The sequence below is a fragment of the Streptomyces albipurpureus genome (assembly GCF_023701525.1).
In the GTDB taxonomy this organism is placed as follows: Bacteria; Actinomycetota; Actinomycetes; order Streptomycetales; family Streptomycetaceae; genus Streptomyces; species Streptomyces albipurpureus.
Genome location: NZ_JAMQAW010000036.1, coordinates 1 through 11,940 on the forward strand (window position 1 = coordinate 1; position 11,940 = coordinate 11,940).

Sequence of the window (11,940 nt, forward strand, 5' to 3'; positions counted from 1 at the left end):
CCGGCCACAGGCACCCCCGTCGGAGCGTGCACCCCGCCAAGGGGGCACCCCCAGCCCGTCCGGCGCTTGAGGACGGAACCCTCCACCCCCGGTGAGGACACCCAACACAGGGACGCTCAGCCCGAGCACCCCGCGCCCCGACCACAAGCACCCCCGCCGAAACGAACACCCCGCCAAGGGCGCACCCCCAGCCCGTCCGGCGCTTGAGGACAGAACCCCCACCCCCGGTGAGAACACCCAACACAAGAGCGCCGAGCCCAAGAGCTCAAGGCCTCAGCCAAGCACCCCGCCAAGGGGCACCCCCACAGCCCAAGGCCAAAAACTACGCCTCCGGGAGGCCCGAGAGCTGGGAGGTGATGCGGGTGATCTCCTCCTCGGCCTTGGCGAGGCGGCCCCGGATCTTCTCCACCACGTTGTCCGGAGCCTTCGCCAGGAACGCCTCGTTCCCCAGCTTCCCCTCCGTCTGCTGCTTCTCCTTCTGCGCCGCTGCCAAGTCCTTCGTCAGACGCTTGCGCTCCGCCGCCACATCGATCGTGCCGGACAGGTCGAGTGCCACGGTCGCGCCCGCCACCGGCAGGGTGGCCGTCGCGCTGAACTCGTCGCCTTCCGGCTGGAGTCTCAGCAGTTGACGGATCGCTGCCTCATGCGGCGCCAGGGCGGTGGCGGAGAGGTCGAGTCGGGCGGGGACGCGCTGTCCCGGCTGGAGGCCCTGGTCGCTGCGGAAGCGGCGGACCTCGGTGACGACTCGCTGGATCAGTTCGATCTCCCGCTCGGCCGCCGGGTCACGGAAGCCGCTGTCCGCCGGCCAATCGGCGATGACAAGGGATTCCCTGCCGGTGAGCGTGGTCCACAGGGTCTCGGTGACGAAGGGCACGATCGGGTGGAGCAGTCGCAGCGTGACGTCGAGGACTTCGCCCAGGACGCGTGCGGAGACCTTCGCGGCCTCGCCACCCGCGAAGTACGTCGTCTTCGACAGCTCGACGTACCAGTCGAAGACCTCGTCCCAGGCGAAGTGGTAGAGCGAGTCGGAGAGCTTGGCGAACTGGAAGTCGTCGTAGAGGGCGTCGACCTCGGCCACGGTCGAGTTGAGCCGCGACAGGATCCACCGGTCGACCGCCGACAGTTCCGCGACGGGCGGCAGTTCGCCCTCGACGGTGGCGCCGTTCATCAGCGCGAAGCGGGTGGCGTTCCAGATCTTGTTGGCGAAGTTCCGGGAGGCCTGGACCCAGTCCTCACCGATCGGGACGTCCGCACCGGGGTTGGCTCCGCGGGCGAGGGTGAAGCGGACGGCGTCGGAGCCGTATGCGTCCATCCAGTCCAGCGGGTCGACCGCGTTGCCGAACGACTTGGACATCTTCTTGCCGTTCTCATCACGGACGAGGCCGGTGAGGGCAACGGTTTTGAACGGCGCTTCGCCATCCATGGCGTAGAGGCTGAACATCATCATTCGGGCGACCCAGAAGAAGATGATGTCGTGGCCGGTGACCAGGACGTCCGTGGAGTAGAACTTCTTGAGGTCGGCGGTCCGCTCCGGCCAGCCGAGGGTGGAGAACGGCCAGAGGCCCGAGGAGAACCAGGTGTCCAGGACGTCCTCGTCCTGGGTCCAGCCCTCGCCGCTCGGGGGCTGCTCGTCGGGGCCGACGCAGACGGTCTCGCCGTTCGGGCCGTACCAGACGGGGATGCGGTGACCCCACCACAGCTGCCGTGAGATACACCAGTCGTGCATGTTGTCCACCCAGTCGAAGTAGCGCTTCGACAGGTCGGCGGGGTGGATGGCCACCCGTCCATCGCGGACCGCGTCCCCGGCGGCCTGGGCGAGGGGGGCGACCTTGACCCACCACTGGAGGGAGAGTCGCGGCTCGATGGTGGTCTTGCAGCGGGAGCAGTGCCCGACGGAGTGGATGTAGGGGCGCTTCTCGGCGACGATCCGTCCCTGCTGGCGCAGGGCTCCGACGATGGCGGAACGCGCCTCGAAGCGGTCGAGCCCCTCGAACGGGCCGGGGACGGTGATCACACCGCGCTCGTCCATGATCGTCATGGATTCCAGGCCGTGGCGCTGACCGATGGCGAAGTCGTTCGGGTCATGGGCGGGAGTCACCTTGACCGCGCCGGTGCCGAACTCCGGGTCGACATGGGTGTCCGCGACGACGGGGATCGTGCGGTCGGTCAGGGGCAGCTTGATCCGCTTGCCGAGCAGATGGGCGTACCGGGGGTCGTCGGGGTGGACCGCGACCGCGGTGTCGCCGAGCATCGTCTCGACCCGGGTGGTCGCGACGACGAGGGTGTCATCGCCCTCGCCGTACTTCAGCGAGACCAGCTCGCCGCTGTCGTCCTGGTAGTCGACCTCGATGTCGGAGATCGCGGTGAGACAGCGCGGGCACCAGTTGATGATGCGCTCGGCGCGGTAGATCAGTTCGTCGTCGAAGAGGTTCTTGAAGATGGTCTGGACGGCCCGGGAGAGGCCCTCGTCCATGGTGAAGCGCTCACGGCTCCAGTCAAGGCCGGCGCCGAGGCGGCGTTGCTGGCTGAGGATCCGGCCGCCGTACTCCTCTTTCCACTGCCAGACCCGGTCGGTGAATTCCTCACGGCCCAGGTCCTGGCGGGACTTGCCCTCTTCGGCGAGCTGCTGCTCGACCTTGTTCTGGGTGGCGATACCGGCGTGGTCCATGCCGGGGAGCCAGAGCGCCTCATAGCCCTGCATCCGCTTGCGGCGGGTGAGGGCGTCCATCAGCGTGACCTGGAACGCGTGGCCCAGGTGGAGCGCTCCGGTGACGTTCGGCGGGGGGATGACGATGGTGTACGGCGGCTTCTCGCTCTGGGAATCCGCCGTGAAGTAACCCCGCTCTACCCAGCGCTCATACAGCTTCCCCTCTACCTGGGCCGGCGCGTACTGGGTCGGCAGTTCGGGGGTGCTGGCTGGCTGCTGCTGAGTGTTCTCGGTCACGAGCCCAGTTTAGGGGTGTCACAGGGTCGTACTGAAACGGGAATGTTCGGTAACGGTGTGACCCCCGTCGCCCTCCATCAACCAGCGGTGAGTCAGGATGTTCAGGCCACATAAATATCTGGAGGGGAACCCAGAATGAGCGAGAACCAGCCGGGCCCGTACGGTGGCCAGCCCCAGCAGCCTGGGCCGTACGGTCAGCCGGGTCCTTACGGCCAGCAGCCGCCGCAGGCCCCGCAGCCCGGCTATGGGTATCCACAGCAGGGGCCCCAGGGGCCCTATGGCTATCCGCAGCAGGCTCCGCAGGGTGTCCCCCAGCAGCAGAACCCTTACAGCCAGCCGCCGCAGCAGCAGCCGGGGCAGTGGGGCGCGCCGCAGCAGCCGGGGCCGTACGGACAGCAGCCGCAGTACCCGGGCCAGGTCCCGCCCCCGCCGCCCGCTCCGAAGAAGAAGACCGGTCTGATCATCGGCGCTTCCGTGGTGGCACTCGCCGTGGTGGCCGGCGGGGCGTTCTTCCTCATGCGCGACGAGGGCACCAGCAACAGCTCGGTGTCGGACAGCACCAAGGGGTACAAGATCACCCCCGCCGCGTCGCTGGAGGACTACACCCGTAAGGGATCGGCGGATTCGCGCGACCCCTCCGCCGAGGGCAAGAAGCGGGCCGAAGAGGTGGGGATCAAGAACCCCAAGGAGACCGGCGTCGAGTACGAATCTCGCGACACCGGCAACCCGTTGGAGCGCACGGGCATCATCTTCAACGGCGTGTGGGGCGAAGTCAGCGACCCGGGCAAGGCGATGGACACCTTCTTCAATCAAGTCGGCATGGAGGAGAAGAAGACTGCCGGTGCCCCCGACATCAAACTGATCGGCGAAGCCAAGTCGTTCAAGCCGGAGGGAATTGACGGCGCTCTGTTGAAATGCCAGAACGCCAAGTTCACACCGCCGGCCGCCAAGGAAACCTCCGGACTCACGATGAAGGCGTTCGAACTGCCGATCTGTGTCTGGGCCGACTACAGCACTGTCGGTCAGGTTCTCGCCATGGACGCCAAGCAGATGTTTGGAACCGGCGGTAAGCCCATGAGCCAGGACCGGCTGGCCGAGCTGGCGGCGAAGCTCTACACAACCTCCCGGACCAAGGTCTGAGAACCGCGGTGCACCAGCGAGCGGTTGGCCCCGTTGTGACCTGCGGCGGGGCCAACCTCTGCGGCCAGGGGGCTGGCTGGTGTCCGCCCAGGACGGGAGTTTTCCGTTGACGCTTCCGGAGACCGCCATCTGACGCTCCACCGCCGCGCGAACGGGCGCCCAACTGCCTGGTGCCGCACATCTACCCTCGCGGGCCGGAAGGGCCTGACGCGCTTTGCCCTCGGCGCTGTGGCATCAACGCTGTGACATCAACACGGAGAAGGGGTGTGCGGCCGGATTCGGCCGCACACCCCTTCTCCGGTCTGTGTACGGGAGTCTGTTAGACGGGGAATCCCCTATGCCGACTTCTCGTGCCGTCCGTCGTTCTTCACGATCCTCGGCACCAGGGTCGGGTTCACATGGTTGCGGACCACATCGGCCGTGATGACGACGCGGGCCACGTCCTTGCGGGACGGAACCTCGTACATCACGGACTGGAGGACCTCCTCCATGATGGCGCGCAGTCCACGGGCGCCGGTGCCGCGGAGGATGGCCTGGTCGGCGATGGCTTCCAGGGCGGGACGGTCGAAGTCCAGCTCGACGCCGTCGAGTTCGAAGAGTCGCTGGTACTGCTTCACCAGCGCGTTGCGCGGCTCGACCAGGATCTGGAGCAGTGCCTCACGGTCCAGGTTGTGAACCGAGGTCAGTACGGGGAGACGGCCGATGAACTCGGGGATCATCCCGAACTTCACCAGGTCCTCCGGCATGACCTCCTGGAACTGGTTGCTCGCCTCGATCTCGCGCTTGGAGCGGATCGTGGCGCCGAAGCCGATGCCCTTGGCACCTGCTCGGGACTCAATGATCTTCTCCAGACCGGCGAACGCACCGCCCACGATGAACAGCACGTTCGTCGTGTCGATCTGGATGAACTCCTGGTGCGGGTGCTTACGTCCGCCCTGCGGCGGCACGGAGGCGGTGGTGCCTTCCAGGATCTTCAGCAGCGCCTGCTGAACACCTTCACCCGATACATCGCGGGTGATCGAAGGGTTCTCGCTCTTCCGGGCGACCTTGTCGATCTCATCGATGTAGATGATCCCGGTTTCGGCCTTCTTGACGTCGTAGTCGGCCGCCTGGATCAACTTCAGCAGGATGTTCTCGACGTCTTCGCCGACATAGCCCGCCTCGGTCAGCGCGGTGGCGTCCGCGATCGCGAAGGGCACATTGAGCATCCGGGCCAGTGTCTGGGCCAGCAGTGTCTTGCCGGAGCCGGTGGGACCCAGCAGAAGGATGTTCGACTTGGCCAGCTCGATGGCGTCCTCACGGCCCGGTGCTCCGCCGTTCTCACCGGCCTGAACGCGCTTGTAGTGGTTGTAGACCGCTACCGAGAGCGCCTTCTTCGCGGGCTCCTGCCCAACGACATAGCTTTCGAGGAACTCATAGATCTCACGCGGTTTGGGAAGCTCCTCCCACCGCACTTCGGAGGTCTCGGCGAGTTCCTCCTCAATGATCTCGTTACAGAGGTCGATGCACTCGTCGCAGATGTACACACCGGGGCCTGCGATGAGCTTCTTCACCTGCTTCTGGCTCTTTCCGCAGAACGAGCACTTGAGCAGGTCGCCGCCATCACCGATGCGTGCCACGAGGTGCTTCCCCTTCGCCTGGGAGCGGCTTGGTTCAGCCTGCTCCTGGTGCCTCATATCCGACGGTACCTTGCCGGGGCCCTCGTTCGGGCCCCCCTTGGCGCGGTTCACATTGTCGTGCACCGCACCAAGGGTGACTCACCAGTCAGGCCGCAGCAGCAGCCGTGGTCTTGCGGGTGGAGACGATCTGGTCGATGAGACCGTACTCAAGCGCGCCCTCAGCGGTGAGGATCTTGTCGCGCTCGATGTCGTCGCGGATCTTCTCGATCGGCGTGGTGGAGTGCTTGGCCAGCATCTCCTCCAGCTGCTCACGCATCCGCAGGATCTCCTTGGCCGCGATCTCCAGGTCGGAGAGCTGCTCACGGCCGGTCTGCGAGGACGGCTGGTGGATCAGCACCCGCGTGTGCGGGAGGGCCATCCGCTTGCCGGGGGTACCCGCGGCGAGCAGGATCGCCGCCGCCGACGCGGCCTGCCCCATGCAGACCGTCTGGATGTCGGGCTTCACGAACTGCATCGTGTCGTAGATCGCGGTCAGCGCGGTGAAGGAGCCACCGGGGCTGTTGATGTAGATCGAGATGTCACGGTCGGGGTCCATCGACTCCAGGCAGAGCAGCTGGGCCATGACGTCGTTGGCGGAGGCGTCGTCGATCTGCACGCCGAGGAAGATGATGCGCTCTTCGAACAGCTTGGCGTACGGGTCGTACTCGCGCACGCCCTGGGAGGTGCGCTCGACAAAGCGCGGGACGACGTACCGGTTGTCCAGCTGCGGGCCGGTGTAGAGACCGCTCGCGGAGAAGTTGGTCATGTGGTGTTCACCATCCTGGTGGCGTTCTGCGGGGCGTTTCGCGGGCTGGGTGGCGGGCCTGGGGGCCTGAGAGGTACCGGGTCGCCACAGGGGCTGTGCCGGACGCTCAGGCGCCGGTGCCGCCGCCGCCCGGGACACCCGACGCGGCGGTGATGATCTCGTCGATCAGGCCGTAGTTCTTGGCCTCTTCCGAGGTGAACCAGCGGTCGCGGTCGCCGTCGCGGATGATCGCCTCGACGGTCTGGCCGGAGTGGCGGGCGGTGATCTCCGCCATGCGCTGCTTCGTACGCAGCAGATACTCGGCCTGGATCTTGATGTCGGAAGCGGTGCCGCCGAGACCGGCCGAGCCCTGGTGCATGAGGATGTCGGTGTTCGGCAGGGCGAAGCGCTTGCCCACCGCACCACCGGTCAGCAGGAACTGCCCCATCGAGGCTGCCATGCCCATGCCGATGGTCACCACGTCGTTCGGGATGTACTGCATGGTGTCGTAGACCGCCATGCCGGCCGTCACCGAGCCGCCAGGGCTGTTGATGTACAGGAAGATGTCCTTGTCGGGGTCAGCGGCAAGGAGCAGCAGCTGTGCGGTGATCTTGTTGGCGATGTCGTCGTCGACCTGCTGGCCGAGGAAGATAATGCGCTCGCCGAGCAGCCGGCTGTAGACCTGGTCGCCGAGGCCACCACCGAGGGACGGCTCACCGGCGGCGAAAGGCATCAGATTCGTCACGTATCCACCTGCTCGTCTCTGACGGCTGCCTGCCGTCTCTGCGTCTTCGTAGCCGGGGGCGGGTACTCCCCTGCCCTCGTATTCATGGACCCTAACGCGCAGGTCGGACAACGCCATCCCGGTTCCCGAACTGTTCGCTCGGAGCGCAAGGTGGTTAGGGAAACAGGTATGGCGCAGGGCCCGGACACATACGCGTCCGGGCCCTGCGCTCAAGGAGCGGGAGGAGGCCTAGGCCTCCTTCTTCTCCGTACCTTCGGTGTTCTCGGGGGATGCCTCGTCCGCGGCCTCGACGGCCTCTGTGGCAGCCTCGGCCGTCTCAGCGGCGTCTTCCTCGTCCACGTCCAGGTCAACGGGCTCGCCGTTGGTGTCGACGACCTTCACGGCCTCGACCACGAGGGCGAGCGCCTTGCCGCGGGCAACCTCGCCCACGAGCATCGGCACCTGGTTGCCCTCGACAACCGCCTGGGCGAACTGGTCGGGGCTCATGTTGGAGGAAGCAGCGCGCCGCATGAGGTGCTCGGTGAGCTCCTCCTGGTTGACGTTCAGCTTCTCCTTGGTGACCAGTTCATCGAGGAGGAACTGGGTCTTGATGCCCTTGACCGCCTGCTCCGTGGTCTCGGCCTCGAACTCCTCGACGGTCTTTCCCTGGATCTCCAGGTACTTCTCCAGGTCAAGGCCCATCTGGCCGAGCTGGTGGTGCTCAAGGTTGTGCTTGCGGGTGTTGACCTCGTCCGCGAGAAGCTTCTCGGGGATCGGGATCTCGGCCAGCTTCAGCAGCTCCTCCAGCACACGCTCCTGGGCCTGCGTCGCCTGGTCGTACTGCTTCATGTTCTCGAGGCGCTTGCGGCTGTCGGCCTTCAGCTCGTCCAGAGTGTCGAACTCACTGGCCAACTGCGCGAAGTCATCATCCAGCGCGGGCAGCTCACGAGCGGCGACCTCGGTGACCTTGACGGTGACCTCGGCCTCCTTGCCCGCGGCGGAGCCACCCTTGAGCTCGGAGGTGAAGGTGGCCTCGCCACCGGCCTCCAGGCCCTTCACAGCGTCGTCGATGCCATCGAGAAGCTCACCGGAGCCGATGGTGTACGGAATGGCGTTCGCCACACCGTCCTCCAGCACCTCGCCGTCGACCTTGGCCTCCAGGTCGATCGTGACCACGTCGCCGTCTTCGGCGGCGCGCTCGACCGGGGAGGTGGAGGAGAAGCGCTCACGCAGCTGCTCCACCGACTTGTCGATGTCCTCTTCGGTGACCTCGACGGAGTCCACGGTGACCTCGATGCCGGAGTAGTCCGGGATCTCGATCTCGGGGCGGATGTCGACCTCAGCGGTGAAGTTCAGCGTTTCGCCGTCCTTCAGCTCGGTGATGTCCACATCGGGCTGACCGAGCGGATTGAGCTCCGCCTCGTTGACCGCAGAGGTGTAGAACTTCGGGAGGGCGTCGTTGACGGCCTCCTCCAGCACAGCACCCCGGCCGAACCGCTGGTCGATCACTCGGGCCGGGACCTTGCCCTTACGGAAGCCCTTGACCGTGACCTGCTGGTTGATCTTCTTGTACGCCGCGTCGAGGCTGTCCTTGAGCTCCTCGAAGGGCACCTCGACAGTGAGCCGAACCCGAGTCGGGTTCAGGGTCTCCACGGCGCTCTTCACGGTTCGGTCTCCTTGATGGCTGAATACTGGGGTTCTACCGCGTCCGCCGCACTTAGTGGCGACTCAGTTGATCGGCCCGGATCACGTCTCAGTCGTCGGACACACGGGCACGCAGCTTGCATAGTAGCCGCACGCAGGATGAGCCCCACAATGCGATCTTGTTGAGGCTCTGATGATGTTGGTCGGGGTGGCCGGATTCGAACCGACGACCTTCCGCTCCCAAAGCGGACGCGCTACCAAGCTGCGCCACACCCCGTCGGTGCGACACGTAGGGTACAGGGTGTTTGGGGGCCTTGGCTCCCACTTATCTCGGAGGTGGGGGCGCATTCGGGGGGCTCGCCCCAGCGGCGTGCGTCCGTGCCCCGGAACCCGCTACGATGCTTCTCGTACCGAAGGGCACTCCCACGGGTGTGACCTGCGGTGCCGCGTATGCGGGCGTAGCTCAATGGTAGAGCCCTAGTCTTCCAAACTAGCTACGCGGGTTCGATTCCCGTCGCCCGCTCCAAGAACATCTGAGGCCTGGTCCACGGCGAGTCGCCGTGGACCAGGCCTCAGATGTTTTTCTGACGGCTTGATAGGTACTGATTGATAGGTACTGAACTGTTCGCCGATTCGCCCGGCCGGGCTCGCCACGGAGGCCCTGGGGTTGCGTCATGACGTGCTGACGCCGAACCGCGCCGCCGGCGCCGTCATCGCGAAAGGGGCCCCTTCGGGGACCGGGTCCACGACCCACGGAAGCCGGCGGCGGCTGGTCAGAAGCTGATGTCGTTGATCGTGTCGGCTATCGACGTCAGAAATCTATTGATCGACGGGGCCATGCCCGATGACGCCAGGAAGAAGCCGAAGAGGACCGCAACGATGCTGGGCCCGCCCTTGAGCGAGCCCGAGCGGATCATGACGACCATGATGATGCCCAAGAGCACCACCACAGACAGTGAAATGGCCACAACAGATCACACCCTAGGTCGGTCCGCTCGCCGGCCGGGGTCATGCAGCGCCGCACTTCCCCCGCCTCATGAACATCGTGCCACCAACTGCGCCTTCTATGCCGCCATCTGACACATCGGCGACAGCGGAATCTCGCCATCCGGTCGAGTGGGGCGCCCCTGACCGCCGGGCCGAAGGGTGGAGGAGGCGGATCTCGGTCCGGTCGTCTCGCCGCACCCACAGGCCGGCGACAGGGAGTTCAAGGGTCCGGGAGTGAAGGAGCAACACCTCCCAAAGGGCGGGGCGATATGACCCCTTTAAGATGGATTAACTAGGGCATAGTCGGCATATCGCAAGGGGTTGAGGAGTTTCCTTCGGGGCAGGCGAGAAGTGTTTTGCGTCCGCTCCTCCCCGTCACAAGGGTGCTTCGAATGTCTTACGCTCCAGATGGATTGCGCAGGGCCCCAGGCCCCCGAGCCCGGGAGCCGAACTCCGTTCCCGCGGCGACTGTGACCGATACGACTACCCCCAAGAGTGGCTCGACACCGGCCGCCACCACCGGGTGTGCCCCCGGCGCCGAGCCCGCGACCCCCGCCCGGAAGGGTTCCCCCACCCCGCAACGGGACGCATTCTTCGATAATGCGAAGTATCTGGCGATTGTCCTGGTAGCGGTGGCTCACGCCTGGGAACCGGTCATGGAGGGAAGCCGCGCCTCACGAGCCCTCTACATGCTCGTCTACACCTTCCATATGCCGGCCTTCATCATCGTCTCCGGCTATTTCTCGCGGAGTTACGCCGGCCGCCCCCACCAGGTCAGACGGCTGCTGACCGGGATAGCCCTGCCCTATGTGGTCTTTGAAGTGGTGTACTCGCTCTTCCGTCGCTGGGCGGGCAACGAACCCGGGCAGCCGATCAGTCTGCTCGACCCCTTCTATCTGACCTGGTTCCTGGCCGCTCTCTTCATCTGGCGCCTGACCACACCGCTCTGGCGCCAGATCCGCCACCCGCTGCCCGTCGCCCTCGCCATCGCCTCACTCGCGGCGATCACCCCCGGTATCGGGGCGGACCTGAACCTCCAGCGCGTACTGCAGTTCCTGCCCTTCTTCGTGGTCGGTCTGCTGCTGCGGCCCGAGCACTTCCAACTCGTACGCCGCCAGGAGATCCGGGTGCTGGCGCTGCCGATCTTCGCGGGCGCGCTCGCCCTCGCCTACTGGATGGCCCCCCGGATGGACCTGGGCTGGTTCTACCGCTCCTCCAGCGCACAGGAGTTGGGCACGGCGTGGTGGACGGGGGTCGTGATGACGTTCGTTCTCTTCGGCTGCGGAGTACTGCTCACCGTGGCGTTTCTGGCGTGGGTTCCACGCCGTCGGACCTGGTTCACCGTTCTCGGCGTCGGGACCATCTGCGGCTATCTACTGCACGGTCTGCCGCTGAAGGCCGCGGAGTACAGCGGTGTCTTCGAGGCGTACGGCTGGCTCAGCGACCCCGCGGGCGAGGTCCTGCTGACGGTGCTGGCCGCGGCGATGGTGACCCTGATGTGCACTCCAGCCGTACGGCGGTCGCTGCGCTGGGCCACCGAACCGGACCTGGAGTGGGCGTTCCGTCGGGACGCGGCCGAGTTGGGGCACCGGCGCTGAGAAGCGACGCGGAGCCGGGCTCGATCCTCGCCGACGCGTGCCGAGCGGGGTCACTCCAGGCCGAGGAGGGCCCTGGTCCTGGCGTACTTCGCGATCAGCCGGGTCCTGGTGGCCTCATCGAGGTCGGCGAGCCGTGCCGGGTCGGTGTTGTGCGCCAGGTCCGCCTCTTTGACCAGCAGGGCGCCCGGTGTGCTGCGAATGCGCCGGGTGTAGCTCTCCAGGTCCTCACCCTCCCCCTTGGTGAGGGCGAGGACGATGTCCCTGACCGACTGGTGCAGGGCGGCCGTCTGGAGCCACTCCAAGGTCAGTGCGTGGTCTTCGACGGCGTCATGGAGCCAGCCGGCGGCGATCTGCTCATCGGTGCCGCCACGGGAGCGGACGCCTTCGGCGACGGCGGCGAGGTGCTCGGCGTACGGTCGGCCGGACTTGTCGGTCTGCCCTTGGTGGGCGGCTCTGGCGATGGCCTCGACCTCGGAGAGCGTCAGGGACTGCGGCATGTG

At 66.2% G+C, this 11,940-nt stretch carries 9 protein-coding genes and 2 tRNA genes; 3 read left to right on the forward strand and 8 right to left on the reverse strand.

All coding sequences use genetic code 11. The annotated features are described in order from the left end of the window. Positions 1–322 precede the first annotated feature (322 nt). Positions 323–2,944, reverse strand: a complete 2,622-nt coding sequence (locus tag NBG84_RS27145) for a valine--tRNA ligase (RefSeq protein ID WP_250922251.1) — start codon at positions 2,942–2,944, stop codon at positions 323–325. A gap of 135 nt (positions 2,945–3,079) precedes the next feature. Here NBG84_RS27145 and NBG84_RS27150 point away from each other — a divergent pair, with 135 nt between their 5' ends. Further along, positions 3,080–4,084 carry a hypothetical protein gene (locus NBG84_RS27150; RefSeq protein WP_250922252.1) on the forward strand — a complete coding sequence of 335 codons (1,005 nt, stop codon included), beginning with the start codon at positions 3,080–3,082 and terminating at the stop codon, positions 4,082–4,084. Positions 4,085–4,419: 335 nt separating this feature from the next. Here NBG84_RS27150 and clpX read toward each other — a convergent pair whose 3' ends face one another. The 5 genes from clpX to NBG84_RS27175 form a co-directional block, all read right to left on the reverse strand. Further along, on the reverse strand, positions 4,420–5,703 hold the full coding sequence (clpX, locus tag NBG84_RS27155) for an ATP-dependent Clp protease ATP-binding subunit ClpX (RefSeq protein WP_250922253.1): 1,284 nt from the start codon (positions 5,701–5,703) through the stop codon (positions 4,420–4,422). Between the two features lie 145 nt (positions 5,704–5,848). Continuing rightward, complete coding sequence (locus tag NBG84_RS27160) at positions 5,849–6,508, reverse strand: ATP-dependent Clp protease proteolytic subunit (RefSeq protein WP_250922254.1); 660 nt, start codon at positions 6,506–6,508, stop codon at positions 5,849–5,851. Positions 6,509–6,614: 106 nt separating this feature from the next. Further along, the gene (locus NBG84_RS27165; protein ID WP_250922628.1) at positions 6,615–7,220 is read right to left on the reverse strand and encodes an ATP-dependent Clp protease proteolytic subunit; all 606 of its coding nucleotides are present in this window, start codon (positions 7,218–7,220) and stop codon (positions 6,615–6,617) included. Positions 7,221–7,460: 240 nt separating this feature from the next. Continuing rightward, on the reverse strand, positions 7,461–8,876 hold the full coding sequence (tig, locus tag NBG84_RS27170) for a trigger factor (protein ID WP_250922255.1): 1,416 nt from the start codon (positions 8,874–8,876) through the stop codon (positions 7,461–7,463). A gap of 179 nt (positions 8,877–9,055) precedes the next feature. Beyond that, positions 9,056–9,132 (reverse strand) — tRNA-Pro (locus NBG84_RS27175). Between the two features lie 175 nt (positions 9,133–9,307). Here NBG84_RS27175 and NBG84_RS27180 point away from each other — a divergent pair. After that, positions 9,308–9,381 (forward strand) — tRNA-Gly (locus tag NBG84_RS27180). 247 nt (positions 9,382–9,628) lie between these two features. Here NBG84_RS27180 and NBG84_RS27185 read toward each other — a convergent pair. Next, complete coding sequence (locus tag NBG84_RS27185) at positions 9,629–9,823, reverse strand: hypothetical protein (protein WP_250922256.1); 195 nt, start codon at positions 9,821–9,823, stop codon at positions 9,629–9,631. Between the two features lie 411 nt (positions 9,824–10,234). Between NBG84_RS27185 and NBG84_RS27190 the strand changes: the two genes are divergently transcribed. Beyond that, positions 10,235–11,440, forward strand: a complete 1,206-nt coding sequence (locus NBG84_RS27190; RefSeq protein ID WP_250922257.1) for an acyltransferase family protein — start codon at positions 10,235–10,237, stop codon at positions 11,438–11,440. Positions 11,441–11,490: 50 nt separating this feature from the next. Here NBG84_RS27190 and NBG84_RS27195 read toward each other — a convergent pair whose 3' ends face one another. Further along, a complete protein-coding gene (locus NBG84_RS27195; RefSeq protein ID WP_250922258.1) occupies positions 11,491–11,937 on the reverse strand; it encodes an HD domain-containing protein in 447 nt (148 codons plus the stop codon). Positions 11,938–11,940: the final 3 nt, after the last annotated feature.

Excerpts from the sequence above, each read along its gene's own strand:
- NBG84_RS27165 (WP_250922628.1), bottom strand. The coding sequence starts at position 7,220 with ATGCCTTTCGCCGCCGGTGAGCCGTCCCTCGGTGGTGGCCTCGGCGAC.
- NBG84_RS27150 (WP_250922252.1), top strand. The coding sequence starts at position 3,080 with ATGAGCGAGAACCAGCCGGGCCCGTACGGTGGCCAGCCCCAGCAGCCT.
- NBG84_RS27190 (WP_250922257.1), top strand. The coding sequence starts at position 10,235 with ATGTCTTACGCTCCAGATGGATTGCGCAGGGCCCCAGGCCCCCGAGCC.
- NBG84_RS27195 (WP_250922258.1), bottom strand. The coding sequence starts at position 11,937 with ATGCCGCAGTCCCTGACGCTCTCCGAGGTCGAGGCCATCGCCAGAGCC.
- NBG84_RS27160 (WP_250922254.1), bottom strand. The coding sequence starts at position 6,508 with ATGACCAACTTCTCCGCGAGCGGTCTCTACACCGGCCCGCAGCTGGAC.